We start from the raw sequence: 26,523 nt of genomic DNA on the forward strand, positions 1-26,523 counted from the left end.
GTTTTGAGGAAAGGCTCATGAAAAAACTTTGGCAAAATTGCCACATTGCGACCATGCAAAATGGGCAATACTCTTACATTGAAGACGCTGCAATTGTCACAGAAGGGCATCTCATTCAGTGGATTGGAAAACAACAACAACTTCCTAGCGATACTTATTCCGAAACAGTTGATTTAAATGGAGCTTGGGTGACCCCAGGATTTATTGACTGCCATACGCATAGTGTATTTGGCGGCAACCGTAGTGTTGAGTTTGAAAAACGCTTGCAGGGTGTGAGCTATGCTGAAATTGCAGCAAGCGGCGGTGGCATTGCAAGTACAGTGCGTGCAACGCGTGAAGCAAGCGAAGAACAATTATTAAATTCGGCACTTAAGCGCATTCGCTGTATGCAACAAGACGGTGTAACCACCATCGAGATTAAGTCTGGTTACGGGCTCAACTACGAAAATGAGCGCAAAATGTTGCGCGTCATTCGTCAAATTGGTGAAGCTTTACCAATGACGGTAAAAAGCACTTGTTTAGCAGCACATGCGTTACCACCAGAATACAAAGATCAAAGCGATGCTTATATCGAGCATATCTGTACAGAAATGCTGCCTAAACTGCATGCTGAAGGTTTAGTCGATGCTGTTGATGCTTTCTGTGAGCATTTAGCATTTTCACCTGCTCAGGTCGAACGTGTTTTTAAAACAGCACAGTCTTTGAATCTACCGGTTAAGCTGCATGCTGAACAGCTTTCATCGCTAGGCGGTTCAAGCTTAGCAGCGCGGTATCATGCTTTGTCGGCTGACCATTTAGAGTACATGACCGAAGATGATGTTAAAGCAATGGCAGAGTCGGATACGGTTGCTGTGCTATTGCCGGGCGCCTTTTATTTATTACGTGAAACACAATATCCACCAGTTGAAAGCCTCATTAAGCATGGCGTACGGATTGCACTGTCGAGCGATTTAAACCCAGGTACATCTCCAGCACTTTCTTTACGTTTAATGCTCAACATGGGCAGCACGTTATTCCGTTTAACACCTGAGCAAGCATTAGCAGGTGTGACCATTCATGCTGCACAAGCGCTCGGTTTAGAGCAAACACATGGCAGTTTAGAGCAGGGTAAAGTCGCTGACTTTGTGGCTTGGGATATTGAGCATCCATCTGAAATTGTTTACTGGCTTGGTGGAGATTTACCTAAGCGAGTAATTCAGCATGGACAAGAAGTTATTTTTTAAACGGTGTCACATGAATCACACATTTAAATGGCAAGGCCGCCATGATGGCGAAGGTGAAGCACACCAACGCATTCATCATATTATCAACAAGACCCAACACGCAGACTTTGCGTTGATTGGTTTTAGCTCTGATGAGGGCGTGAAGCGTAATAAAGGTCGAGTCGGTGCTGCGGATGCTCCAGATGCAATCCGTAACCAGCTTGCCAATTTACCTATTCATCGTCCAGTCAGTATTGTCGATTTAGGTACAGTAACTTGTGAATATGGCAATTTGGAGCAAGCCCAAACTGAGTTGGCAGAGCAAGTCGCAAATAGCCTAAAAAATGGTTTAAAACCGATTGTTCTTGGTGGTGGGCATGAAGTCGCATTTGGTAGCTTTAGCGGTCTGTTCCAATATATACAAGCCCATGCGCCTGAACAAAAAATAGGTATTATTAACTTCGATGCCCATTTTGATTTGCGTGAAGCAGAGCAGGCGACATCTGGAACACCTTTTTTACAGGCAGCACACCTTTCTGAGCAACATCAAAAGCAATTTAATTATTTATGTATTGGGGTAGCTAACCATGCCAATACTAAAGTTTTGTTTGATACAGCCGATGCTTTAAATTGTTCATATTTACGTGATCATGAGGTTAATATTTTTAACCTAAATAATGTGCTCGCGGCAGTTGATGCTTTTATTGAAAAAGTTGACTGTTTATATATCACGATCGACCTTGATGTATTTACTGCCGCGGTTGCACCCGGAGTAAGTGCACCAGCTGTAAAAGGAATTGATTTAGCCACTTTTGAAGCAATTTTTAAGCATATTCAAGAGACTGGAAAAATCAAACTTTTAGATATTGCAGAGTGCAATCCAAAGTTTGACTTAGACAATAGAACAGCAAAACTGGCTGCCTATATTGTTTATCAATATTTGTTTTCTTGAGAAAGAATTTTTAATGTAGAAATGAAAAAGTGCACTGAGATCGCTCATGTGCTCTTTTTTTTGACTTTCTGGTAAATTAAAGTCAGATAGAGAATATAGATAGCAACTATAAATAATTTAATTAAAAAGAAAATTAATTTATAAAATCATTTAGTTAAAAAAATACTCGATTTTTACACCATTTTATAGGCTGCTTGGCACGTAATTTGTTTTGTCTTTATTTTAAACTTCGTTAAATATTTCTGGATAATTAAATGAAAAACAGAACCTTACATTTTGCTTGTATCAGTGTTTTATTTTGGATGTCTCATTCTTCTGATGCTGCAACCCCCGAAATTAATACGAATACTATTGAAAAGTCACAATCTAAACAAAACAGTGATGTCTCTGTTCGGGTGAAAGCTTTAAACCAGCTTTTACAAGAACAGTGGGAATATACTTTGAAAAATAATCCTGAAACTGCAACTACTTTAGGAGATTTACGCTACAACAATCGTTGGACCGAGTTTTCAAAAAATCAGATCGAGAAAGATAAAAAAAATACTCAAAATTTTTTAAAACGTTTTGAAGCAATTGATAGCACAGGGTTTTCAGCAACTGATCAATTAAATAAAGATCTGATGATTTATCAATTGAAAGAGTCACTTAAAAATTATGATTTGAAACTCTATGAGATGCCTTTCAATCAAATGTGGGGGCTGCATTTACAATTTCCGGGATTTATTAGTTCGATTCCCTTTGATAATGCTAAGCAATATCAAGACTATATTTCTCGTTTAAAACAAATTCCTCTTATTCTTGATCAAGGTACTCAGTTAGCGAAACAAGGACAAAAAGATGGCTTGATGCCACCCAAATATTTAATTGAAAAAGTAGCAAAGCAGATTGATAGCATTGCGACTCCCGCAGGGAAGGACAGTGTGTTCGCTTCTCCATTAAAGAAATTTCCAGATAACATCTCGAAAGCAGAACAAGAACGTTTAAGCCGTGAAATGCTACAGGCCATAGATCAGAATGTTCGGCCTGCTTATCAAAAACTAGGGACGTTTATTCAGAAAGAGTACTTACCCCATGGACGACAACATGAAGGTATATGGAGCTTGCCAAACGGTGACGAGCTCTATCGCTTTTATGTAGAAAATAATACAACTACGTCAGAAAGCCCTGAAAATATCCATAAACTTGGATTAAAAGAAGTTGCTCGTATAGAGGCGGAAATGCTTAAAATTGCGAAAGCACAAGGTTTCAATGATTTAAAAAGTTTCCAACAATCATTAAAAACAAATCCCGCTGTTTTCCCAAAATCTCGTGAAGAAATTTTAGAGATTTATCGTGGTTACATTGCGCAAATGCAACCAGAGTTGCCGAAGCTCTTTGGTTTATTGCCAAAAAATAAAGTCGAAGTTTTACCTGTAGAGCAATATCGAGAAAAAGAAGCGGCAGGTGCGGAGTATCACCAAGGCACGCCTGATGGTTCACGTCCCGGACAAGTGTATGTAAATACTGGTGACTTCTCTGAACGTTCCAAAATATCAATGGAAGCGACCGCTTACCATGAGGCAATTCCCGGCCACCATATGCAGATTGATATTGCCCAAAACCTGCCAAATTTGCCGATGTTCCGAAAGCAGCCCAACCATACCGCCTACATTGAAGGATGGGCACTTTATGCCGAGCAATTGGGGAAAGACGTTGGCTTCTATAAAGACCCGCTTTCAGACTATGGAAGACTATCGAGTGAGTTGTTCCGTGCTTGTCGTTTAGTGGTTGACACAGGTGTACATTATAAAAAGTGGACCCGTCAGCAAATGATTGATTTTATGCGTGAACACTCAGCTTTAGATGAACCAGATATTCAGGCAGAGGCAGATCGATATATCGCTATTCCTGCTCAAGCGTTAGCTTATAAGATGGGGCAACTAAAAATTTTAGAGTTACGAGAGCTCGCGAAACATGAGCTTGGAGATCGTTTTGATATTAAAGCATTCCATGACATGATCTTAAATGCAGGAACCTTGCCTTTAAATATATTGGATGCACGTATTAAGAATTGGATTAAGGAACAAAAAGCGGCAGCTTAAAACAAAATTCGAAATTTAGGTCAGGTCCTTGTTGGGCCTGATGTAAAAACCGATAGAAAACATAATATAATAATGAAAAATATAGTTTCTTTTTGAATTTTAAATTGGAAAAATAATGAACCAGAAGAATAACCCGATTGGAATGATTGACTCTGGTTTAGGCGGACTGTCTCTATTTAAGTACATTCGGCAGGCCCTTCCGAATGAAGATATTATCTATTTTGCAGACTCGAAATATGTCCCGTATGGAGACAAAGAAAGTGACTGGATTGTTTCAAGAACCACGCATTTAATTTCAAATTTAGTGGATCATGGCAAATGCAAAGCGATCGTGATTGCTTGTAACACCATGACTGCGGTAGCGATTGAAACCATTAGAGCGCAAATTAATGTGCCACTTATTGCGATAGAACCAGCGGTAAAACCTGCGGTGGCAATAACACAAAGCAAGCACATTGCTGTCTTGGCAACTGCAACGACGGTTAAGGGTAAAAACTTAAAAAGTTTAATCGAAACTTATGCACAAAATATCAAAGTGTCTTTAGTACCTTGTATTGGTTTAGCCGAAAAAATTGAAACGGGCAAAGCACATACCGCAGAAGTTAAAGATTATTTAAAAAATATTTTGACGCCGTTAGTCGAGCAAAAAGTCGATACGATTATTTTAGGGTGTACGCACTATCCTTTTGTTTCAAATATTATTCAGGATCTTGTCGGCCCTGATATTCAAATTATTGAGCCTTCGGAAGCTGTAACAGCGCAATTAATTCGGCAGCTAAATCACTACAGTTTAAGTTCTGAAAGTTCAAATGAGGGAAATCATATTATTTGGACCAGTTCAGACCCGTTGGAAGTTGCGGATGTTACTTTTTCTTTATTAGGTAAACATTTACCAGTAAAAGCTGTAGAAAAATAAGTTCTTGAAAAGATGGTAAGAGGATTTTCTCTTACCATCTTTGTACTAGCTCAAATTAAGCTCTTTTAAGTTCCCAGCGCTGTCTTGGGTCATTAGATCGTTGACTAATACCTACAGATGAACCCCAGAGATGCGTTAGTACAGCATCTGGTTGGCCTTCTACAAAGATATAACCATCTTTAAATGCCCAACTAGTCTGGTACTGACGACCCGCTCCTTGCAAGAAAATATCGCCACTATGCTTATTAACTGTTTGTAACTCTTTATTATTCGTACTCTCTAATGCTGCTTTGAGTTGTTCAAAAGACTCATTTGACTTTAAAGCTGTCTGTAAAACCTTTTGGGCAGTATTCATATTTTTCTCATCAATATGTAAATCTAGAGTTTTTCTAAGCTCTAGAATAATTTTTACGGCTTCTTTTTGAGGGTCTTCTACATCTTGAAGTTCTGTCCATGCTTTTTCTTGTAGTTCATCAAGGCTCTCTTTTTTAATTTTTTTTAGAAGTTCATTGATATCGTAATTGCGTAGATACAAGCGGAACACGGAATCTGATTGCCAATCTTTTTGATCCAAAACATCTAATTGCACAGAAGCAAAAATGAGCTTATAGAGTTGTTCATCAAGTTCAGGAATACCTTCAAAACCAGGAATATTTAAACGTAGCCAAGGAGAGGAAGCAAGCTCATAGAATTTTCGCTCAATGCTACGAATTGACTCATGTGCGAGGACTGGATTTAAAAAGTCATTCAACTTAGTCTCATCGAGTTTACCAACAAGCTCCGATTTAATGGTTTCTTCACCGTTAATATCAATAAATGTCTCTAATAAGCGAACAATATCAAGACATGCATTCGTTTTTAAGTGGGCTAGTGTTTCTTCATCTTGCTTGGGTAAAAGACTAATAAAATGTTCTAGGTCTTTGTCTTTCAGTTTCCATCCAATCACTTTTGTTTTAACGTAAGCACCGAGTACCCAACTAGATCGGATATCTTTAACTTTGTTGAATAGCTTATTCTCTCGCCCACTGCGATATTCGTGGCTGTCAAAATACCAAAGCTCTTCGTCTATGTTTTTAACCTTGTCATGTACCGTAAATTTTCGGTCATTTGTATGAGAATATGCAAAATGACCCGTTTCACCACGTCTAGATACCGTGTGTACACCATCGGTTTGACCACCGTACAAACTTGAAATACACGCACCTGTTTCTTTGTTAACGATTCTAAAGTTTCCAGTTGGGAATCCGTTAGCCATGATAAGTTGCTCCTTATAATTAGAAAGTGTTTTGTAATAGTCGAAATTTATAGTTATTAGGCAAATTTCGAAGCGTGATTTATACCATAACTTTTCATGTATAAATCCAAGTGTTTTTGTTGGTTTTTGTATATAACATATTGAATTATTTATATTTATTAGAATGCCTTAATAAAAGGGAGCTACTATGTTTTAGAGCTTTATGAACGCAATAAAAAATTCCAATATGTATTTCAAAGACATATCAGGCTTTTTAATAGATGAGTTATCAAAGTTATGGCTGCTTTGACAACGATATATTTTTAAATTACTTAACGATTAATCTATTTTATTAACTAAATATATGTAACCCAAGTTTATATTTTAAATTTAATTAAAAGTCATAAATATAATAAAAAGAATAATATTATTTGAACATTAATAAAATTATTATATTTAAACTTTCCATTAAAATAAATTGACGTTCTTTATTATACCGATTATTATTTCGTTGCTGGCCTACATTGCCAGACGGTTTTGACAGACCGTAAGTCCCCATAGCGGATTATAGTTCTACTATAAGTCGTTAGACCCTTGCGTCCCCTTTCTTTGCGGTAGGACGGAAGGGGGACGCCCCGTGCGTGCTGGTCTCTATGGGCACCAGTCTGTCAACCCTCTTTCGTTCTACCACCATAAATTAATTCGCGGTGATTTGGTGGTAGGACTCCATTTTTTAAGGAGTTGGCCATGCCACTATTCAAACTTATTTTCTCTCGCATTTAACTATTTTATTTATTTAAAATTTGGGTTTTCTACAACCTTATTTTTTAAATTTATAAATTATTTTAATTTTAAAATTTAATTATTTTATTTTTCTATTTTTGTGGGGGGATTAATTATTATTTAAAAAATTATTTTAATATTTAAGCGAATAATATTTTTTATTTAAAGATATAAATAATCATGAGAATAATATGAAACTTCATAAATTTATATTGTTTTTAAACCTTGTGGTCGGTGCTTACGGTATTACAAATGATGACGCCAATGCTCAGCAGGAATTTAAAAGAATTTGCTTGTCAGGTGAACACATGCAAGCCAGTTGCGATTGTATTTGCCAACAGCTTGAACAGGTGTATTCACCTCAAACCGTACAACGTTTAAAACGCACCAGTTTGCAAAGTCCTGATCTCCCACAGGACTTTGCCCCTAATTTGTTCAGCATCATTCGACGCTGTGACAAAAATGAAATGGGCTAAGTTCGCTTAGCTCCTTTATCTCTGTGTCGCGATGATCTCTCAAACTTTAAATCAGCGCAAAAGTAAAAGTCCGTTGTGACACAGAGTCCTAGGGGGACTTCTCTACTATCAAACTAGATTTTCTTTCACGTAAAAGCGCTTGTGTAGCGATATGAATGCAATAAAAAAGCCCGATAGGCAATTAATGCATATCGGGCTTTCTAATCAACACAAGCGATCTACACCCTTTATGGCATAGATAGCATGTCTGATTATTATTCTACAGTTACTGACTTCGCCAAGTTACGTGGCTGGTCAACGTCTGTACCACGTAATACAGCAACGTGATAAGACAATAACTGAACTGGTACGCTATAAACAATAGGAGCTAACCATTCGTTTACTGCTGGAATATGTACAACGTGTTGACGGTCTTTTTCATTGATTCCACTATTTTCATCAGCGAAAACGAATAATTCACCACCACGTGCCTGAACTTCTTCCATATTCGATTTGAGCTTATCAAGCATTTCATCATTTGGCGCAAGAATAACGATCGGCATTTCATTATCAACAAGTGCCAATGGACCGTGTTTTAACTCGCCAGCCGCATAGCCTTCTGCATGAATATACGAAATTTCTTTTAGCTTTAATGCGCCTTCCAATGCGATTGGATAATTCGTACCACGACCTAAGAATAAGCAGTGATTTTTTTCAACGAATAATTCAGACAAACGCAAAATTTCTGGGTCATTTTTGAGGGTATCAAGAATAACTTTCGGGCTGTGCCATAGCTCACGTGTAATTTCTTCAAGCAGAGCAGGGCTAATACGTTGTTTAACTTGACCAATTTTCAGGATCAACAACATAAGTGCAGCGAGCTGAGTCGTAAACGCTTTAGTTGATGCAACACCAATTTCAGGACCAGCAAGAGTCAATAAGTGATGATCAGTTTCACGAACCATTGAAGACGTTGCAACGTTACAGATAGTCAAAGTCTGAATATCGATATTGTTTGCTTTCGCACGCTTTTGAGTTTCACGTAGTGCAGCTAAAGTATCAGCAGTTTCACCTGACTGTGAAATACAAATATAAAGTGTATTTTCAACAATCACAGGTGTGCGATAGCGGAATTCACTCGCGATTTCAACTTGGCAAGGCACGCCAATCAGTTGTTCAAACCAATATTTCGCAATCATTCCTGAGTGGTAACTTGTACCACAAGCGATGATTTGTACGCTTTGAATTTTATTGAAATCTGCTTCAGCATTTTTCAAGAAATCATCACGTAAACTATTACCATCAAGTGCTTGAGAAATCGTTTGCTTGATTGCTTCTGGTTGCTCATAAATTTCTTTGAGCATGTAGTGCTTGTATTCACCTTTTGATGCACTACTTACGGTTGCATCAAGCTCTCGCACTGGACGCTCAACGCGTTCGCCATTTGCAAATACTTCAATTGAAGTACGTGTAAGACGCGCAATATCACCTTCTTCTAGGTACATAAAGCGGTTCGTCACAGGTAAAAGTGCGAGTTGGTCTGAACTGATAAAGTTTTCACCAATACCTACGCCAATTACTAAAGGTGAACCTTCACGTACAGTAATGAGTTCATCTGGATAATCGCTGTGGATAATACCTAGCGCGTAAGCACCTTTAAGCTGAGGTACAACAGTTTCAACAGCATCTAAAAGGCTATCTGTGCTTTTTAGAGCTTCAGCAACTAAGTGTGCAACAACTTCAGTATCTGTTTGAGAAGTAAAAACGTAACCTAAAGCTTGTAGGTCATCTTTTAGCTCTTGATAGTTTTCAATGATACCGTTATGTACAACAGCAACCTTACCAGACATATGCGGGTGAGCATTGTTTTCAGTTGGTTTACCATGCGTTGCCCAACGCGTATGCGCAATGCCGATAGCCCCTGTAAGTTGGTGTTCAGCAACTGCATCTGCAAGATTGATGACTTTACCTACACGGCGCTCACGTAAAATTTGTTGATTATTTAGTAAAGCAACACCCGCAGAATCATAACCACGGTATTCAAGACGTTTTAAACCTTCAATTAAAATCTCGGTTACACAACGCTCTGCAACGCCTCCGACGATACCACACATACTTCAATCCTCTTATTTTTTAACCTTTTGGGGACGTTGATAATTTGCTTTTGAAATTTGTTGCGCACGTTCAAAGGAGAGACTTTGTTCGGCTACATCTTTCGTAATCACAGAACCCGCACCAACTGTTGCGCCATTCCCAATGGTCACCGGAGCAACCAGCGAGCTATTAGAACCGATAAAAACTGCATCGCCAATAGTGGTTTTGTGTTTATTTGCACCGTCATAATTGCAGGTAATTGTTCCTGCCCCAATATTTGATTCAGCACCGATTTCGGCATCACCTAAATAGGTGAAATGGTTAGCTTTACTACCTAGTCCAATCGATGTGTTTTTAACTTCAACAAAGTTGCCAATATGCACTTCATTTGCCAATTTAGCCCCTGGGCGTAAGCGTGCAAATGGTCCAATTTGAGCATTTTCGCCTACAACTGCGCCATCAAAAACGCTATAGGCTTGAACTTTAGTGCCTGCTGCAATTTTGGTGTTCTTTAAAATACAGCCAGCGCCGATTTCTACAAAATCACCAAGCTCACATTCACCTTCAATAATAACATTGATGTCAATACGAACGTCTTGTCCAACTTTTACAGAGCCACGTAAATCAAAACGTGCAGGATCAAAGAACATTACACCTTGCTGCATGAGCTTTTTGACTTGTTCTTGTTGGAACTGGCGTTCTAAAGCTGCAAGTTGTAAGCGGTCATTAACCCCTTCAACTTCAAAAGCAAGCTCTGGTTCAACAGAGGCAACTTCTAAGCCATCTGCAATTGCCATTGCAACGATATCAGTTAGGTAATATTCACCCTGTGCATTTTCATTTGAAAGTTTAGGCAACCACTCATGAAGTTTTGCGTTGCTAACACAGTAAATGCCTGTATTGAATTCTTTAATTTGGCGTTGTGCTTCGTTTGCATCTTTATGTTCAACAATGGCTTGAATTTTGCCATCTTGGCGCACAATACGGCCATAACCTGTTGCATCATCTAAAGTGAGCGTAACTAAGCCAATTCCTGTCTGGGTCGATGCATCTAATAATTTTTGTAGCGTATTTGCATTAATACATGGTACATCGCCTGATAAAATCAGTGAAACACCTTCTTTAGGAAGTACGGGTAAAGTCATTTGTACTGCATGACCTGTACCAAGTTGTTCAGCTTGTTCAACCCACTCAATGTTTTCTTGGGCAAATGTTTGTTGTACGCGGTCACCACCATGACCATAAATCGTAATAATATTTTTAGCTTGTAATTGTTTTGCTGTTTGAATGACATGCCCTAATAGTGGGCGACCAGCTAAAGGTTGTAATACTTTAGGAAGCTGAGAACGCATACGCGTTCCTTTGCCAGCAGCAAGAATAATGACGGTAGTTGACATGTATAACTCTAATGATTAAGTCAAATGGATAATAATTAGTGTACAAAGAGCAGCCCATACACCGGCAATAATATCGTCAAGCATAATACCAAAACCACCATGCACTTGACGATCAATAACGCGTATAGGCCAAGGTTTCCAAACATCGAAAATACGAAATAATATAAAGCCGACGATCACCCACATCCAATTCATTTGTTGTAAATAAAGAAGAGGGAGGAAGGTAATAGATTGCCCTGCAAATTCATCCCACACAATTCGACCATCATCGTGTACGTCTATAACTTTTGCAGTTTGACCACAGATATAAATCCCGACCAAGGACATGATAGTCATCGCGATTAAGCTTAAGTTAAATCCAAGCGATAACCAGATCGGAACGAAGAGTAGCGCAAAGGCAGAGCCAAAAGTACCAGGGGCTTTAGGTGCGAGACCAGATCCGAAACCAACTCCACAGAAAACGATGCAGCGGTTGAACCAAGACATGTCTTTAAAATGAATCGGCGGCTTATGCAAAGTGTTGGTATCCATGAATTTGCAATGGGTAATCTGAACCCAAATGCTCAAAAGTTAGTTGTGTTTGCTCAACGATCTGTCCGATCATTGTAATCTTAATGTCTAGTTGTTTTTGCAAAAGTTTTTCATAATTTTGCGGTGTTATTGTAAAACATAATTCGTAGTCATCACCACCAGCTAGCGCATATTGCCAGCGCTGCTGTTCTGGTAGTTTTTCTAGCGTTGAATCAATCGGTAACTTTTCTAAAAGTAATCGAGCACCGACCTTTGAAGCTTTTAAAATATGGCCTAAATCTTGGGCTAATCCATCAGAAATATCAATCATGCTAGAAGCAAGACCCTTCAACTGTTGTCCAAGCTGACAACGTGGTGTTGGGTAGTCTAGTCGTTGTTGCAAGGGATGACCTAGGTGTTGTAAACCATAGGCTGCATCTCCAACTTGACCGCTCACACAAACATAGTCACCGACTTTTGCGCCCGAACGTAACACAGCTTGTCCGGTTTCAATCCAGCCCATGGCTGTGACCGTAATGGTGAGATGTGGACCTTGGGTCGTATCTCCACCAATGAGAGCAACACCAAATTGATTACAGCAGTCATAGATTCCCTGACTGAATCCTTCAAGCCATTCATGGTCAATGGTAGGTAAGCTTAACGCAAGTAAAATACTATGAGGTTTAGCACCCATGGCAGCAATATCTGAAAGATTGACAGCCACACTTTTCCAGCCAATTGCATGGGGAGAGGTATCAAGAGGGAAGTGACGACCAGCAACTAGTGTATCTGCACAGATCACCAATTGTTGGTTTTGGGGAGGGGTGATTAAGGCTGAGTCATCTCCAATACCTAAGGTGACATCTGTATAAGATTGTCTGTTAAAGTATTGGTCAATAATAGAAAACTCAGCCATATCAACTTCAAACCTATTAGTTTGCTTGTTGTTTTTCAGCACTACGTAGTGTTGAACTTAAACGATCTAAAACGCCATTAATGTATTTATGGCTATCTGCTCCACCAAAGTGTTTGGCGAGTTCAATGGCTTCATCAAGAACTACACGATAAGGTACTTCTAAATGATCACGTAACTCGTAAGCACCTAAACGTAAGGTTGCGAGCTCTACACCATCAAGTGCATCAAGTTCACGGTCAAGTACCGGAATTAACAATGCATCAAGATCTTCGCGCTGTGCAATCACTTGCGTTAATAGTTCGTGATAGTAATTTAAGTCTACCTTGTGCATCGCATTTTCAGCACGGGTACGTGCTTCAATTTCATGTACAGGATTGTGACTCATTTGCCACTCATAAATACCTTGTACAGCAAAACGACGTGCTTTGCGTTTTGCTGCATAAGCGGCTTGCAGTGTTTGAGACATGCTTTAAATTGCCTTTAATAAATTAACCATTTCAATTGCAGTTAAAGCAGCTTCGCTACCTTTATTACCTGCTTTTGTACCTGAACGTTCGATGGCTTGCTCGATGCTATCAGTAGTTAATACACCATTGATGACAGGCAAGCTGCTTTCTAACGCGACTACACCTAAACCTTTTGCACATTCACCAGCAACGAAGTCAAAGTGTGGTGTGCTACCACGAATAACTGCGCCAAGTGCGATGATTGCATCAAATTGATTTGATGTAGCTAATTTTTTAGCAACAATCGGGAGTTCCCATGCGCCAGGAGCATGAATAACAGTAATGTTATCTTCATTTACACCATGACGTTTTAATGTGTCGATTGCACCATCCAATAAGTGTTCAACAACAAAACTGTTGAAACGACCCACTAAAATCGCATAACGACCTTCGCTTGCGAGATGTAATAAACCTTCAATACGGCGAATTGCCATAGCAACCTCGATTATTTCGTTGTGATTTGATCAGCAGTGACATATTCCACTACTTCTAAATTAAAGCCAGATAAAGCATTGAAACGTAATGGTGAGCTAAGAAGCTTCATTTTTTCAACACCTAAGTCACGCAAAATTTGAGCACCTACACCAATGGTTTGATATTGATGTGAAAGAGCTGCATTGGATTTCACCGGTTTTGGCTTATTTAAATCATCCAACGCTGGTCCCAAGTCTTGCAAATGATCTTGCCCGATCCAGACTAAAACACCGCGATCACTCGCTGCAATTGTCTGTAGTGCACGGTCTAGATTCCACGCAGGTTCACCATCAGCTTTATTCAGCTTAAGTAAATCGCGAATTGGACTAAAACCATGTACACGTACTGTTGTAACACCTTCTTTTGGCTCGCCTTTGACTAAAGCCAAATGGATGTCTGGGTTACCAATCTCACGATAACGATAGAGTTCAAATGAACCATATTCTGTTTGAATGGTTTTTTGATCCAGACGTTCAACCGTTTGCTCATTGGTCATGCGGTAGTGAATCAAGTCCGCAATTGTACCAATTTTTAAGCCATGCTTCTCGGCAAAAATTTCTAAATCTGCACGGCGTGCCATTGTGCCATCTTCATTGATGATTTCACAAATGACAGAAGCAGGTTCAAGACCTGCTAAGCGTGTTAAATCACAGCCCGCTTCAGTATGACCTGCACGATGTAAAACACCGCCTGGTTGTGCCATTAACGGGAAAATATGGCCCGGTTGTACAATATCACTTGGCTTTGCATGCGCTGCGACAGCAGATTGAATAGTATGTGCACGCTCTGCTGCTGAAATACCAGTGGTAATACCTTCAGCTGCTTCGATTGATAGTGTAAAGTTTGTACTATGCTGAGCACCGTTTTGGTCAACCATCAACGGAAGGTTTAACTGCTTACAGCGCTCACGGCTTAACGTTAGGCAAACTAGACCACGTGCATGGGTAATCATGAAGTTAATATCTTCAGGACGAACATGCGTTGCTGCAATGACAAGATCACCTTCATTTTCGCGATCTTCGTCATCCATCAAGATAACCATTTTGCCTGCACGAATATCGGCGACAAGATCTTCAACACGACTCAGCGGCATTCGCTTTCACCTTTTTTTGTCGTTAGACAATTTCTATTTAATAAATTTTGCATAGTTTACGCTGTTTAGAGAATTTTGCCTATGATTCTGATTTATCCAACTTTGCAACGAGATAGAATAGATCCAGCTTTATTTATACAAATAAATCATAAGAAAATGGAATAATTTAAAATAAAAACGATGAATTTAAATAAAAAAAACCTAGCCAAAAGGCTAGGTTTCAATATGCGCACTTACTTTTTTATGAAGCTGCACTGCTTGGACTATCATTTTGTGGGATTGATTTTTTCCCCATCAAAATCTCAGTTCGGATATTTTGAGCAAGTTCAGCACATTCTGCATTCATGCCATTGATCATAAAGGCATGGCGAGTCATGACATTACTTGGGTTTGGCATTGCAACAAGTTGATAGCTGTCTTGAATTGCTTTGAGTTGATCATTCTCAAGATATAACGCAGATTCTTTCGCATGAAGATGCTGTGCTAAACGTTGAGCAGCTTCTTTCGCATCAATTTGCATCGCTTCCACAGCATTACAAGTTGCACTACGCGTTTGCAAAGCAAAGCGTTTATCTTCGCGGTAACGTTTATATAAAACGTCAGAGAGTAATTGGAATACGGTTCCCACCATAAGCAGACACTCTACAGCGTGAGTATGCGAGGTTGAAATCGCAAGTGTAGCGCCGTCAGCATTAAACTCATTTACAACTTCAATGTCCGATAGCTTTAATTGATAATGCTTAACGCACAACTCAATACTCTTGTTTAAAAAGAGCTGACAGAGTTTAAAGTACGGGACAGATACTGACTGGTTAACACTGCTTAATAACTGTTTAGGATCATAAAACTGAATATTGAGTGCCAACATATGTTGGTCAGCTGAATCTGTAGTTTTCTCAGGCTGAGGACGAGCCGCTGGTTTACCTTTCGCCTGCTGTTGAGCTTGAGCAACTAACGTTACTGTATTTTGTTTTTCTAGAGCCAATGCTTGAGTTAACTGCTGAATTTCATGTTTCAAGCGGTTCTCTTCATTAATGCGTGCCAAATATTCGCTACGGGTCGGACGAGCAATGGCGCGATAGGCAAGCCATAATAAAACATGCAAAAACAGAGAAGCTAAGATTGCCAGCCATTGAGTGCGGAGAATTTCCCCAATACTTGGCTGAATAAGCGTAATCTCAATAGAACCCACTTTCTTTTCATTTTGCAGCGCATCGCGAGCAAAAATCTCACCTTGGCGAGTTTTCGAAATTCCGCTCGTTGCCAGCACTTGTTTGTTGGCATCAAGAATGCGAATAGACGCAACGCTTGGATTGGTCGCATAGCGATTGGCAATCAGAGCTAAAGACACCGTATTTGCCGGTTCTAGCTCGGATAAGCTGTCTGCAACGAGCTGACTGGTCATGAGCTGACCTTGACTCGCACGGTTTTCATTGAGCTGGTGTGTCGTTGCAATCACCAATAAAAAGGTATGCAATGCAAAACTAACGATCAGTAGGCTAGCAAATAGCCCTTGTCTAGGCGCAATCAAGTTAAACTTCCAAGGCAATTATATTGAAATTCGATTATGATTCTTACAATAGTTGTCACTCAGACTAGAGTCAATTCATGCGAGAAATCATTCTTATATCCTTTTTAGGACCAGACCAACCAAACCAGTTTACCCGATTAATGCAAGTACTATCCGTACATTCATTGCAAATACTGGATGTAGGTCAGGCTGTTATTCATAATCAACTCACATTGGGCATTGTAGTCGCGTCAGATAATGAAACTGCGACCGCATTGGCAATGAAAGAAATTCTGATTTTAGCACATGATATTGGCTTAACAGTGCGCTTTAAACCAATCACAGGCGCAGAATACGATCAATGGGTAGGTGAAGGCGGTCGTACTCGTTATATCGTCACGGCTTTGGCACCTGAACTCACTGCTGCCCACTTACAAGCAGTTACACAAATTGTGTCTAGCCAAGGCTTTAACATTGAAACTGTTACCCGATTATCAGGCCGTGTCGACTTTGAAAAGGATAGCGCATTTCCACGTCGTGCATGTGTACAGTTTGGTTTAAGTAGTGGTCCAACTTTAGACGCACAAGCCATGCGTGCAGCATGTTTACGTCTTTCAAGCGAATTAAATATTGATGTTGCTGTTCAAGAAGACAACGCTTATCGACGTAACCGTCGTTTAGTTTGTTTTGATATGGACTCAACATTAATTGAACAAGAAGTTATTGATGAGTTGGCGATTGAAGCAGGGGTAGGCGCACAAGTTGCTGAAATCACTGAAAGAGCGATGCAAGGCGAACTTGATTTCCAGCAAAGCTTCCGTGCTCGTGTTGCATTATTAAAAGGGCTAGATGCTGCTGTTTTACCTAAAATTGCAGAGCGTTTAACTATTACTGAAGGTGCAGAGCGTCTCATCTCGACCTTAAAAGCGCTTGGTTATAAAACGGCAATTTTATCTGGTGGATTCCAATATTTTGCTGAATATCTACAAGGCAAACTTGGTATTGATGAAGTTCATGCCAACATTTTAGATGTGCAAGACGGTTTCGTAACAGGTGAGGTTAAAGGTGCGATTGTTGATGGCGCACGTAAAGCTGAGCTATTACGCGAACTTGCGAATAAAATGGGTATTTCTCTAGAGCAAGCGATGGCGGTAGGCGATGGCGCAAACGATCTACCTATGCTTGCGATTGCGGGCCTCGGTGTGGCTTACCGTGCTAAACCTTTAGTTCGTCAAAATGCAAATCAGGCTATTTCAAGTGTTGGTTTGGATGGTGTGCTGTATTTGCTGGGCATGCATGACAAAGATTTAAACCGTGCTTAACCTATAGGCTTGAGCTTTAAGCGCTACTTCAGAGTAGCGCTTTTTTTATGCAGAATAGTTATAAAATCAAGGGTGTTATGCTCAAATAGTGCACAGAAAAAAGGCAATAAAAAAATCTGAAAAAAACTTATTTTGGTCCTTAAAAACAGCATATTTTTTTGTAATGACACGCCAGAATTGATGCCATATAGGGAATCGAACTTTTTGAATTTTACAAAAATGTAATGACAAAAGAATGTTGCGACAAAGTGTGTCGCATTAAGAAATAACGGGTCTTTTTTTCTAAAAAAAAACATCCATAATGCATCCTAAGCTTCAACACAAATTATGAATTAAAGTTGTTTTTGGAATGAGGTCGGGTTTTTAAGACCGAATCTTTTTAGACGTTTTCATTAAGACGGAGGTTTCTATGGTAACAGCGAATTTTGCCGCTATCGCCGGATTCAGCTTGATCGCTGTCGCGCTTGTTGCTGTTTTCTTTTCTCCTTACCGTCGTTGGCTTGGTTTTATGCTTGCAGGGATGTTCTTTTGGGGGCTATTGGAAGTGGTCCGTTTTGGAGTTCAAGTCACTTTTGAAATGCCAGTCACATATAGTTATTTAACTGCACTAAGTCTAGCGATGGTAATGGTTACATTTATTTTGTTACGTGAGGATAAACAGGCACAAAAGGCTTTGGCAAATCGCCAATATATAGAACACACGCCAGTATATGAAGATGATCAGCAGCAATGTTCTAGCCGATAATTAAATTGTTATCTAACGGTAAAGAGGTATGCACAGCATGCCTTTTTTATTTACGAAACGTGATTTTTATTATACAAAGCATTTATTAAAAAATAGCCAGTTATGCTACGATACATGGGTCTGTTGACGTTTCATCTAGATTGCGTTGCCAGCTAAAAATTATCAGTTAATGCACAAAACACAGGCAATGGTATGTCCTTACTGAGTTTTGCTCTAAAGTTTTCATAAAAATACAATAGGCGTGAATGTTCATGAAACTTTCTTCTATACCTGTAGTCAAATTACCTCTCGTTGATGTCAGTACAGACCCGTTAGATTTATTGGTAGCAGGTTTAGTGCTGCGTATGAAGCAATTGGCACGTACTAGCCCTAAGTTTATTGAATTGATTCATGACCGCGCATTCCGTATCCAGATCGGTACGGATTTAGGTGTTGCACGTCAGATCATTATTAATAATGGACAGATTGACACTGTTGCAGGCGCACCTGAAAAAGCTGATTTTATCTTGCAGTTTGCAGATAGCGAACAGGGTGTAAAAACTTTGATTAAAGGTGACCCAACAGCATTTATGACAGGTATGCAAAACGGCAGCATTAAAATGGAAGGTGACTTCAGCCTATTGGTTTGGTTTAACCAAGTGGCTAGACTCATTCCACCTAAGTTGCCAAAACCAGTTAAAGATAAAGTACGTCAGGCACGTGCTTTTATTAAAGAGAAAACTGGTCGTTAATCGCCAGATATAAAAAAACTCCCGTTCGGGAGTTTTTTTATATCTACGCTTCGACTTCCAAGTTAAACGTAACTGGACCATCATTAATTAAATGAACTTTCATATCGGCTGCAAAAATGCCGGTTTGAACTTTTTCAAATTGTGAATGTGTATATTCAACCAGCTGTTCATATAACGCTTTGGCATCTGCTGGCGGCATGGCTGGACCAAAATCTGGACGTAAACCTTTTTGGGTTTGAGCCATCAGGGTAAATTGCGAAACAAGCAGGATTCCACCATTTGCTTGAGAGACATTCCAGCCCATTTTGCCTTGTTCGTCATCAAACATACGATATTTCAAAATCTTATCAATAAGCTTTTGGCCAATCGCTAAAGTGTCATCTCGGCCGATGCCTAAAAAAACCAATAAGCCTTGTTGGATTTCACCGGTAGTCTCACCGTCAACCACCACTTTAGCTTCAAGAACTCGTTGTATTAAAGCACGCATAGTTAAAGCAAATTTCTGCAATTGATTGAATTGGCGTAGTTTAGCAGAAATTAAATTAAATGATTTTTAAAAGGAAATTTCACGGAGCTGCAACAATGGTCTAAAAGCTCGCAATTCATTTATAAAAATATGCTTTAATGCTAAGAAGCAAGCGAATAATCACTGACTATGTCTCCAATTATCCATTCTTTACTAGATACAGACTTGTACAAATTTACGATGTTACAGGTGGTTTTGCATAAGTTTCCGCAAACTCATAGCGTCTATCATTTCCGCTGTAGAAATTTAGAAGATACTGTCTATCCACTAGTAGATATTTTGGATGATTTAAACGAGCAACTCGACTATTTATGTAGCCTTAAATATAAAGAAGATGAGCTTCAATATTTGCGTAAATTACGCTTTATCAAAAGTGACTTTGTTGATTATTTGGAATTATTTCAACTGAAAAGGCGCTTTATTCAGGCCAGCATTGATGCGGAAGGTCGTTTGGATATTCATATTGAAGGTCCGATGGTCCAAGCCATGATGTTTGAAATTTTTGTATTGGCAATTGTAAATGAACTTTATTTTAGCCGTATTAAAAACGATGAAGTATGGGCTGAGGGTGAACGCCGTTTACAAGCCAAGCTTGAATTGGTTCAGCAATATGAAAAAACTCAAAAACCGAATGACCCGCCATTTTTAGTCTCTGATTTTGGTACACGTCGCCGTTATAGCTTCGTATGGCAAAAGCATGTTGTGGCAGCTTTTCATAAAACCGTGCCAAATGTATTCCGTGGTACAAGTAATGTGTTACTTGCTAAAGAGTTAAACATTACGCCAATTGGAACCATGGCCCATGAGTTTTTACAGGCTTTTCAGGCACTTGATGTCCGTCTGCGTGACTTTCAAAAAGCTGCTTTAGAGACGTGGGTTCAAGAATATCGCGGAGACTTAGGAATTGCTTTGACTGACGTTGTTGGTATGGATGCGTTCCTCCGAGATTTTGACTTGTATTTCGCGAAACTATTTGATGGCTTACGTCATGACAGTGGTGACCCATATGAATGGGGTGATAAGGCCTATGCGCACTACCGTAAATTAAAAATTGATACTAAAACCAAAATGCTGACTTTTAGTGATGGCCTTAATTTGCCAAAAGCATGGGAATTGCATCAATACTTTAAAGACCGTTTTCAGGTCAGTTTTGGTATTGGAACTAATTTGACCAATGACATGGGCCAAAAGCCGCTCAATATTGTGTTGAAACTAGTCGAATGTAATGGTCAGTCAGTTGCGAAAATTTCTGATAGTCCCGGTAAAACCATGACTGATAATGATACTTTCTTGGCTTATTTACGTCAGGTTTTTGAAATCGAAGAACTTGAAGAAGTGGTTTAAGTAAAAAGTAGTCTCACTATTTTGTATTTTTTAAAGTAAGAATGCTGATATCTGATTTTCTGCTAAAGAGTAGCAGAAAATCAGAGTTTGATAGATATATGCTTATGCTAATATGAAATTAAGCTGGTATAAAAAGAAACCATGACGATGACACTCCCGGATTTTAAACTCGATTTATTAATAGAAGCAGAAGAATTAGTGCCTTATTTAGGCAATGAATATATTCGCATTGTAGATTTGAGCCGTGCTTCTGTTTATGAGCAACTCCATATCCCGCACGCAATTCACTTAAAGCCTAAATGGTTAGTGTCTCAACACGAAGAAGCCACTGGCATTTTGCCAGATGAAGCAGGTTTACAAGCACTGATTGAGAAATTGAATATTTCACCTAATCATCATGTGGTGGTCTATGACGATGAAGGTGGAGCATGGGCTGGGCGTTTAATCTGGAATTTGCATTGCTTAGGATTTACCCGTACCAGTTTAATTAATGGTGGTATTCATGCGTGGTTAGGAGCAGGATTGCCAACCACTGCCGACGTTGAAGAACTTCCTCGGGTTGATAATTTAATCCAGATTGATTTATCGCATGCTGCTCAGTTCCGAGTGAACTACGAAGAACTACGCAAACAAGTCGAACAAGAAAATGTTCAATTGTGGGATTGCCGGACGAGTGATGAATATAGTGGGGTCCGTTTAGCAGCGCGACGCGGCGGTCACATTCCAAATGCCCTCCATTTTGAATGGAGTACTGCACTTAATCGACAAAATCATCTAAAATTGCATCCGCTTGAACGCACGCGGCAGCGCCTTGAACAACTTGGGTTCGATTTACAGCAACCTGTAGTTGTGTACTGCCAGTCACATCACCGTTCCGGTTTGGCCTATATTTTGGCTAGACTCTTGGGCTGGGAAGCAAAAGCCTATGATGGTGCGTGGAGTGAATGGGGCAATCGCCTCGATAGTCCTATTATTACTGGAGAATCACCGTCGTGAGTTTCACATCTCGATTAAAAAAAGAATTATTTATTAAGGCACAAAACCTTGTACCACAGCATCAATTGAGCCGTGTGGTTGGTAAAGTTGCTGCGAGTGAAAATCCAGTTGTGAAAACTGCTGTTATTCATGCATTTAAAACTAAATACGGTATTGATTTATCGATTGCTGAACAAGGCAACGCACTAAAATATAAATCTTTTAATGACTTTTTTACTCGTGCTTTGAAAGATGGTGTTCGTCTGGTTGACGAAAATGCAGATAGCATCGTGTCACCTGCTGATGGCGCAATTTCTCAGATTGGTAAAATTGCTGCGGGTGAAGTATTTCAAGCAAAAGGCCAAAGCTTCTCTGTAGAGAAACTCATTGGCGACCCACAACTTGCTCAGCCATTTCAAGAAGGTGAGTTCGCGACAGTCTATCTATCTCCACGCGATTACCACCGTGTACATATGCCGTTTGCAGGTACATTAACTGAAACTTTGTATGTACCGGGTGAGCTATTTTCGGTAAATCAGGTGACTGCTGAAAATGTACCGGGACTATTTGCCCGTAATGAACGCATGGTGTGTTTGTTTGATACTGAACTTGGCCGTATGGCTGTTGTTTTAGTGGGTGCAATGATTGTTGCGGGTATTGAAACTGTGGCAACAGGTAAAGTGAAACCTTCAGGTCGTATCGAATTACAGCATCATCAGTTGAAGCTGGAAAAAGGTGCCGAACTTGGACGTTTTTATTTAGGTTCTACGGCAGTTATTTTATTTGAAAAAGATAAGATCGAATGGGAACAACGTTTTAAAGCTGAGTCTGTAGTTGTAATGGGCGAGCGTATGGGACATACAGTTTAGTAAGCGATATAACCCCCTATAAGATAAGTAAACCCTGAGTTTAATTATTCAGGGTTTATTTTTTGATTTAAATTATATAAAAGCAAAATATATAACTATGTCTGGATTTATATTATATGGAAATATAATTATTATTAAGTGATCTGAAATAGGACGTTATATGAACTAGCCTATAAATATGTGTCTGAAGAGAGCAGAAATATTAATATGATTGAAAATTAATAAATAAAAATAGAAAGAAATACTTAAGTTAGACTTAAGTCGTAATTTTTATTTTACTTGCAGATAAGTTATTAAATATAAAAAAATTATTTAATTTTATAAATATGAAGCGCTTTTTAGATATTACACAGCCTTTAGCCTTGGCACAATGCTTGCTAACTATTCAGGACCTTACTGTAATTTTCATATTTTTTAGGTTCTGAAATCATGTTAAAAGTTAAACGTCTGACAGCTTCGGTTTTATCTGTACTTTGTATTTCACTCAGCCATGCCAATGATTTTAAAGTTTTAAATCAAATTTCAAAACAGCCTACTCAACTTCAAAGTGGCGAATATAAAGGTAATTATTACGTTCCATCTACTTTAAATACCATTACATGGGGCTATTTACCGAATCGGGAAGCCAAACCCGTACTTACTGTTCCGTCGGGTAGTGTTGTGACATTTGATACGGTTTCTCATGAAGGTTTGCTTGAAGATCAAGGGCGTAATGCTGAAAAGTTCTTTCAATCAAAAGGTGTAAAATCTAATGAAATATTGGAAGATGCAAAAACAATTACGCAGTCAAATTTAAAGCATGATTTTCATAAAGATGGTCCACATATTGTGACAGGTCCCGTTGCAATTGAAGGCGCACAGCCCGGTGATATTTTGAAAGTTGAAGTACTTAAAGTTGAGCCGCGTGTACCTTATGGTGTTATTTCAAATCGGCATGGTAAAGGTGCTTTAGTGGGGGAATTTCCTAAAAAAGCAAAGCAAGAAAATGCATCAGCTGAGCACCCTGAACGCTATGGAAATGTCTCAATTTTCACACCAATTGAAAAAAATGCTAAAGGTGAATATGAAGGTGTATTAAAAACAGAATCGGGTAAATCAATACGTTTCCCGCTGTATCCTTTTATGGGAATTATGGGTGTAGCAGCCAATACTTCTGAGCCTGTTCACTCTGTACCACCTGCGATGTATGGCGGAAATATTGATATTAATGAACTAGGCGCAGGTTCAACAGCCTATTATCCTGTTCAGGTCAAAGGCGCATTATTCTATACGGGTGATAGTCATTTCGCGCAAGGGGACGGTGAAGTAGCATTAACTGCACTAGAAGCTTCAGCACGTGCGACACTAAAATTTACCTTGCTCAAGGCCGGTAAAGACAAAATACCGGGCAAAGAGTTAAAACAACCTTTAGCTGAAAATGCTGAGTTTTGGATTACGCCGGGACTTGATGAAGATTTAGATGAAGCCATGAAAAAATCTACACGTGAAGCCATCCGTTTCTTAAACCAAGAATACGGTATTGATGAAGCAACGGCTTATGCGTATTTAAGTGCCGCAACTGATTTTGAAGTTTCACAAGTTGTAGATAAAACTAAAGGGATCCATGCAAAAATCAGAAAAGCTGATTTTAAAGAGTTTGAGAGTAAATAATAAAAAGGGAGCCAAGCTCCCTTTTTTATTTAGTCCAACCATATTTTTTGAAAATAGTATTGCCTTGCTGAGACGATAAAAACTCTACAAAGCGTTTAGCTTCAGCATCTTTTAAACTATGCTTTGTTAAAGCAACACCTGTATCGCGATAGACAACTAGTTCTTTCTCTATAGGTATAATTTGTCCAACATCTGGGTTACTGATTCCCCAGATATTAAAGACTAACCAAGCATCGTAGCTACTATTTTCTTCCCAGTTTTTCTTGGCAATACCTGTATTGACTGCATAGGTGGCAATATTTTTTCGGAAAGATTTGGTTAATTGAATATTTCCAGTTCTACCCGCAATATCCTCCCACATACCAACTTGATCTGCACCATGCGTAACCAAAACCTTAATGTTGGATTTGGCTAGATCTTTAAATCCTTTAATATTTTTAGGATTTCCTTTTCTCACTAAAATGGCTGCAGGACGTAAATATAAAGGTTCCACCGAGTCTTTTATAATTTGTGCAGAAAAAGCATTTTCGAAATCAGACATCATGGCTTCGGAACCACTATATATAATATCGGCATCTAATTTAGCTTGGTCAGACCATTGAGAAGTAGGACCAGATGTCACATGGACAGCTATTCCAGTTTTATTAGTGAATTGTTTGGCTGCTTCTTTCATGGCGGGCGCTGGCCCGCCAGGACCATATACCTGAATATCTGCAAAGCTATAAATCGGTAGAGAACAGAGAGTAAGGTAAATCAGGTACTGTATAAATTTATATTGTTTTGACATTTTCATAGCTATAGTAATTAAGAAAATATCAGCATATATTTTTTACTATTTAAATTGGATTAATTTTTGCAACGATATTTATAATACTTTTCTTTAAAATATATTTTAATTAAATTTTAAGTGGTTATATATAAATGTAATTTAGTTTGAATTGAATATAAATATAGATAGTTTTATGGTAGTTTAGATTTTATAAATTGATGATTTAGATAGATATAATGTAAATAATAGAGGAGTAATCCCTTGATTAGAAAAAGTAATTCTTTTTTTAAAATTTTATTTAGCAGTGCTTGTTTAGTGACTGGTGCTGCTATGGCTGCTCCAATTACAGATTTGAATAAGCAAATTGTGAGCGAAAAACCGGGTTCAATACTGTCTCTCGAACAGCAAGCTGTGACGGATTTATTTCCTCATGCAGATCAGCGCTTGTTGGTAAATTATCGTAGTCGAGGTATTCAGGGCGAACCTATTGTTGCATCGGCTTTTATTTTATTACCCAAAGGCACCCCTCCAAAAAATGGCTGGCCTATACTCGCTTGGGCACATGGTACGACTGGAGTCGCCGATACTTGTGCGCCTTCGGGTGATTATGTGGGTGGACCAGTTCATTCATATCAAGAAGTTGCCTCAAAAGCCTTAGATAGTTGGCTTGCACGTGGCTATGCAGTTGTCGCACCTGATTATCAGGGTTTAGGTACATTAGGCGCGCATCCATATATGAATGCAAAGAGCCAATTGCATACGGTGGTCGATGCAGTACGTGCATTGCATCTACTTAAACCCAAGAGCTTTAATAAACAGTGGTTGGTGATGGGGCATAGCCAAGGCGGAGCTGCGGCAATTGCAGTGTCTGCCTATGGTCAAAAAGATGCACCTGAACTAGATCTAAAAGGCGCGATAGCTCTTGCTCCGGGTGGCTATCAATATGAAGATATTGCAGAATATGTGCAGAGTCATCCAAACCCAGAACCTAGCGTAGCTGCTTTCTTCCCGATTGTGCTATTAGGAGCACAAGCAGCAGAGCCGAGCATAGTTCCTGAGAATTTAGTCAGTCCAGAAATGAACACGGTGCTGACACAAGCGCGCAGCCGCTGTTTATCTGAACTTCAAACTGATTTAAAGAAATCTCCGTCTAGCATATTTCGACCTGATGCTGATTTAAAACCTCTCTTGGCTTATCTAAAACAACAATCGATTGAAAATATGGTACCTACCGTACCGTTAATGATTGTTCAGGGTTCTAAAGATCATTTAGTCGACCCGAGGGGGACATATGCCTATTATCAACAGCTATGTAAATTAAAAAAACCAACGATATATCAAACGATTGATGGCGGAGATCATCGTGATGCACTACGCCAGAGCAATACTTTTGCTACTAACTTTTTAAATGTAATAGAGAAAAACCAAAGTCAATCCTATTGCTCGACTTCTAAGTAAATTGGTTTAAA

The 26,523-nt window shown here is 39.2% G+C and carries 23 protein-coding genes and 1 pseudogene; 13 read left to right on the forward strand and 11 right to left on the reverse strand.

The window, feature by feature from the left end; translation table 11 throughout:
* Nucleotides 1–17: 17 nt before the first annotated feature.
* The 4 genes from hutI to murI all read left to right on the forward strand — a co-directional run bounded on the left by hutI (nucleotide 18) and on the right by murI (nucleotide 5,151).
* Complete coding sequence (hutI, locus tag AC07M3_RS06980) at nucleotides 18–1,223, forward strand: imidazolonepropionase (RefSeq protein WP_494567088.1); 1,206 nt, start codon at nucleotides 18–20, stop codon at nucleotides 1,221–1,223.
* A gap of 10 nt (nucleotides 1,224–1,233) precedes the next feature.
* Nucleotides 1,234–2,154: a formimidoylglutamase gene (hutG, locus tag AC07M3_RS06985; protein ID WP_494567087.1), complete on the forward strand. Its 921-nt coding sequence runs from the start codon at nucleotides 1,234–1,236 to the stop codon at nucleotides 2,152–2,154.
* Nucleotides 2,155–2,408: 254 nt separating this feature from the next.
* Complete coding sequence (locus tag AC07M3_RS06990) at nucleotides 2,409–4,235, forward strand: DUF885 domain-containing protein (RefSeq protein WP_494567086.1); 1,827 nt, start codon at nucleotides 2,409–2,411, stop codon at nucleotides 4,233–4,235.
* Between the two features lie 115 nt (nucleotides 4,236–4,350).
* The gene (murI, locus tag AC07M3_RS06995) at nucleotides 4,351–5,151 is read left to right on the forward strand and encodes a glutamate racemase (protein ID WP_494567085.1); all 801 of its coding nucleotides are present in this window, start codon (nucleotides 4,351–4,353) and stop codon (nucleotides 5,149–5,151) included.
* Between the two features lie 55 nt (nucleotides 5,152–5,206).
* On the opposite strand, the gene AC07M3_RS07000 is transcribed toward murI, so the two are convergent.
* Nucleotides 5,207–6,406 (reverse strand): hypothetical protein, encoded by a 1,200-nt coding sequence (locus tag AC07M3_RS07000; RefSeq protein ID WP_494567084.1) that lies wholly within the window; start codon nucleotides 6,404–6,406, stop codon nucleotides 5,207–5,209.
* Between the two features lie 953 nt (nucleotides 6,407–7,359).
* Between AC07M3_RS07000 and AC07M3_RS07005 the strand changes: the two are divergent.
* Nucleotides 7,360–7,654, forward strand: a pseudogene (locus AC07M3_RS07005) (hypothetical protein).
* Between the two features lie 244 nt (nucleotides 7,655–7,898).
* On the opposite strand, the gene glmS reads toward AC07M3_RS07005, so the two are convergent.
* From glmS to AC07M3_RS07045, 8 genes are all read right to left on the reverse strand, one after another.
* A complete protein-coding gene (glmS, locus tag AC07M3_RS07010) occupies nucleotides 7,899–9,737 on the reverse strand; it encodes a glutamine--fructose-6-phosphate transaminase (isomerizing) (RefSeq protein ID WP_307013345.1) in 1,839 nt (612 codons plus the stop codon).
* A 12-nt stretch (nucleotides 9,738–9,749) separates the two neighbouring features.
* A complete protein-coding gene (gene glmU / locus AC07M3_RS07015) occupies nucleotides 9,750–11,114 on the reverse strand; it encodes a bifunctional UDP-N-acetylglucosamine diphosphorylase/glucosamine-1-phosphate N-acetyltransferase GlmU (RefSeq protein WP_348948427.1) in 1,365 nt (454 codons plus the stop codon).
* A 15-nt stretch (nucleotides 11,115–11,129) separates the two neighbouring features.
* Nucleotides 11,130–11,645, reverse strand: a complete 516-nt coding sequence (locus AC07M3_RS07020; protein ID WP_494567083.1) for a phosphatidylglycerophosphatase A family protein — start codon at nucleotides 11,643–11,645, stop codon at nucleotides 11,130–11,132.
* Nucleotides 11,623–12,540, reverse strand: a complete 918-nt coding sequence (gene thiL, locus AC07M3_RS07025) for a thiamine-phosphate kinase (protein WP_056482025.1) — start codon at nucleotides 12,538–12,540, stop codon at nucleotides 11,623–11,625. Before thiL ends, AC07M3_RS07020 begins: the two co-directional genes overlap by 23 nt.
* A 16-nt stretch (nucleotides 12,541–12,556) precedes the next feature.
* The gene (gene nusB / locus AC07M3_RS07030; protein ID WP_092709163.1) at nucleotides 12,557–13,006 is read right to left on the reverse strand and encodes a transcription antitermination factor NusB; all 450 of its coding nucleotides are present in this window, start codon (nucleotides 13,004–13,006) and stop codon (nucleotides 12,557–12,559) included.
* Between the two features lie 3 nt (nucleotides 13,007–13,009).
* Nucleotides 13,010–13,480 (reverse strand): 6,7-dimethyl-8-ribityllumazine synthase, encoded by a 471-nt coding sequence (ribH, locus tag AC07M3_RS07035; protein WP_002119264.1) that lies wholly within the window; start codon nucleotides 13,478–13,480, stop codon nucleotides 13,010–13,012.
* Nucleotides 13,481–13,491: 11 nt separating this feature from the next.
* On the reverse strand, nucleotides 13,492–14,613 hold the full coding sequence (gene ribBA / locus AC07M3_RS07040; protein WP_494567082.1) for a bifunctional 3,4-dihydroxy-2-butanone-4-phosphate synthase/GTP cyclohydrolase II: 1,122 nt from the start codon (nucleotides 14,611–14,613) through the stop codon (nucleotides 13,492–13,494).
* Nucleotides 14,614–14,854: 241 nt separating this feature from the next.
* Nucleotides 14,855–16,162, reverse strand: a complete 1,308-nt coding sequence (locus AC07M3_RS07045) for a hypothetical protein (protein WP_231764393.1) — start codon at nucleotides 16,160–16,162, stop codon at nucleotides 14,855–14,857.
* A gap of 59 nt (nucleotides 16,163–16,221) precedes the next feature.
* Between AC07M3_RS07045 and serB the strand changes: the two genes are divergently transcribed.
* From serB to AC07M3_RS07060, 3 genes are all read left to right on the forward strand, one after another.
* Nucleotides 16,222–17,445, forward strand: coding sequence for a phosphoserine phosphatase SerB (gene serB, locus AC07M3_RS07050; protein WP_005037920.1), 1,224 nt, complete (start codon nucleotides 16,222–16,224; stop codon nucleotides 17,443–17,445).
* A gap of 409 nt (nucleotides 17,446–17,854) precedes the next feature.
* Nucleotides 17,855–18,190, forward strand: coding sequence for a ciprofloxacin tolerance protein AciT (gene aciT / locus AC07M3_RS07055; protein WP_002119105.1), 336 nt, complete (start codon nucleotides 17,855–17,857; stop codon nucleotides 18,188–18,190).
* A 251-nt stretch (nucleotides 18,191–18,441) separates the two neighbouring features.
* Entirely contained in the window at nucleotides 18,442–18,921 is a 480-nt protein-coding gene (locus AC07M3_RS07060; protein ID WP_003654185.1) for a hypothetical protein, read from the forward strand.
* Nucleotides 18,922–18,964: 43 nt separating this feature from the next.
* Here the strand turns inward: AC07M3_RS07060 and dtd are convergent, their stop codons facing one another.
* Complete coding sequence (gene dtd / locus AC07M3_RS07065; protein ID WP_494567081.1) at nucleotides 18,965–19,408, reverse strand: D-aminoacyl-tRNA deacylase; 444 nt, start codon at nucleotides 19,406–19,408, stop codon at nucleotides 18,965–18,967.
* Nucleotides 19,409–19,576: 168 nt separating this feature from the next.
* Here dtd and pncB point away from each other — a divergent pair, with 168 nt between their 5' ends.
* The 4 genes from pncB (at nucleotide 19,577) to AC07M3_RS07085 (ending at nucleotide 24,285) form a co-directional block, all read left to right on the forward strand.
* Entirely contained in the window at nucleotides 19,577–20,791 is a 1,215-nt protein-coding gene (pncB, locus tag AC07M3_RS07070; protein WP_307013336.1) for a nicotinate phosphoribosyltransferase, read from the forward strand.
* Nucleotides 20,792–20,938: 147 nt separating this feature from the next.
* Entirely contained in the window at nucleotides 20,939–21,787 is an 849-nt protein-coding gene (locus AC07M3_RS07075; RefSeq protein ID WP_494567080.1) for a sulfurtransferase, read from the forward strand.
* Nucleotides 21,784–22,635 carry an archaetidylserine decarboxylase gene (gene asd, locus AC07M3_RS07080; protein ID WP_198078362.1) on the forward strand — a complete coding sequence of 284 codons (852 nt, stop codon included), beginning with the start codon at nucleotides 21,784–21,786 and terminating at the stop codon, nucleotides 22,633–22,635. The genes AC07M3_RS07075 and asd overlap by 4 nt, the downstream gene beginning before the upstream one ends.
* Before the next feature lie 429 nt (nucleotides 22,636–23,064).
* On the forward strand, nucleotides 23,065–24,285 hold the full coding sequence (locus AC07M3_RS07085; protein WP_494567079.1) for an acetamidase/formamidase family protein: 1,221 nt from the start codon (nucleotides 23,065–23,067) through the stop codon (nucleotides 24,283–24,285).
* 25 nt (nucleotides 24,286–24,310) lie between these two features.
* Here the strand turns inward: AC07M3_RS07085 and AC07M3_RS07090 are convergent, their stop codons facing one another.
* Nucleotides 24,311–25,072 (reverse strand): AcfC family putative adhesin, encoded by a 762-nt coding sequence (locus tag AC07M3_RS07090; protein WP_494567078.1) that lies wholly within the window; start codon nucleotides 25,070–25,072, stop codon nucleotides 24,311–24,313.
* 243 nt (nucleotides 25,073–25,315) lie between these two features.
* Here AC07M3_RS07090 and AC07M3_RS07095 point away from each other — a divergent pair, with 243 nt between their 5' ends.
* Nucleotides 25,316–26,512, forward strand: a complete 1,197-nt coding sequence (locus tag AC07M3_RS07095; RefSeq protein ID WP_494567077.1) for an alpha/beta fold hydrolase — start codon at nucleotides 25,316–25,318, stop codon at nucleotides 26,510–26,512.
* Nucleotides 26,513–26,523 lie beyond the last annotated feature (11 nt).

The organism is Acinetobacter sp. GW821-FHT09D10 (genome assembly GCF_059416285.1).

What these genes read in the sequence shown, in the direction of transcription:
- hutI (WP_494567088.1), top strand. Translation starts at nt 18, where the DNA reads ATGAAAAAACTTTGGCAAAATTGCCACATTGCGACCATGCAAAATGGG.
- hutG (WP_494567087.1), top strand. Translation starts at nt 1,234, where the DNA reads ATGAATCACACATTTAAATGGCAAGGCCGCCATGATGGCGAAGGTGAA.
- AC07M3_RS06990 (WP_494567086.1), top strand. Translation starts at nt 2,409, where the DNA reads ATGAAAAACAGAACCTTACATTTTGCTTGTATCAGTGTTTTATTTTGG.
- murI (WP_494567085.1), top strand. Translation starts at nt 4,351, where the DNA reads ATGAACCAGAAGAATAACCCGATTGGAATGATTGACTCTGGTTTAGGC.
- AC07M3_RS07000 (WP_494567084.1), bottom strand. Translation starts at nt 6,406, where the DNA reads ATGGCTAACGGATTCCCAACTGGAAACTTTAGAATCGTTAACAAAGAA.
- glmS (WP_307013345.1), bottom strand. Translation starts at nt 9,737, where the DNA reads ATGTGTGGTATCGTCGGAGGCGTTGCAGAGCGTTGTGTAACCGAGATT.
- glmU (WP_348948427.1), bottom strand. Translation starts at nt 11,114, where the DNA reads ATGTCAACTACCGTCATTATTCTTGCTGCTGGCAAAGGAACGCGTATG.
- AC07M3_RS07020 (WP_494567083.1), bottom strand. Translation starts at nt 11,645, where the DNA reads ATGGATACCAACACTTTGCATAAGCCGCCGATTCATTTTAAAGACATG.
- thiL (WP_056482025.1), bottom strand. Translation starts at nt 12,540, where the DNA reads ATGGCTGAGTTTTCTATTATTGACCAATACTTTAACAGACAATCTTAT.
- nusB (WP_092709163.1), bottom strand. Translation starts at nt 13,006, where the DNA reads ATGTCTCAAACACTGCAAGCCGCTTATGCAGCAAAACGCAAAGCACGT.
- ribH (WP_002119264.1), bottom strand. Translation starts at nt 13,480, where the DNA reads ATGGCAATTCGCCGTATTGAAGGTTTATTACATCTCGCAAGCGAAGGT.
- ribBA (WP_494567082.1), bottom strand. Translation starts at nt 14,613, where the DNA reads ATGCCGCTGAGTCGTGTTGAAGATCTTGTCGCCGATATTCGTGCAGGC.
- serB (WP_005037920.1), top strand. Translation starts at nt 16,222, where the DNA reads ATGCGAGAAATCATTCTTATATCCTTTTTAGGACCAGACCAACCAAAC.
- aciT (WP_002119105.1), top strand. Translation starts at nt 17,855, where the DNA reads ATGGTAACAGCGAATTTTGCCGCTATCGCCGGATTCAGCTTGATCGCT.
- AC07M3_RS07060 (WP_003654185.1), top strand. Translation starts at nt 18,442, where the DNA reads ATGAAACTTTCTTCTATACCTGTAGTCAAATTACCTCTCGTTGATGTC.
- dtd (WP_494567081.1), bottom strand. Translation starts at nt 19,408, where the DNA reads ATGCGTGCTTTAATACAACGAGTTCTTGAAGCTAAAGTGGTGGTTGAC.
- pncB (WP_307013336.1), top strand. Translation starts at nt 19,577, where the DNA reads ATGTCTCCAATTATCCATTCTTTACTAGATACAGACTTGTACAAATTT.
- AC07M3_RS07075 (WP_494567080.1), top strand. Translation starts at nt 20,939, where the DNA reads ATGACACTCCCGGATTTTAAACTCGATTTATTAATAGAAGCAGAAGAA.
- AC07M3_RS07085 (WP_494567079.1), top strand. Translation starts at nt 23,065, where the DNA reads ATGTTAAAAGTTAAACGTCTGACAGCTTCGGTTTTATCTGTACTTTGT.
- AC07M3_RS07090 (WP_494567078.1), bottom strand. Translation starts at nt 25,072, where the DNA reads ATGTCAAAACAATATAAATTTATACAGTACCTGATTTACCTTACTCTC.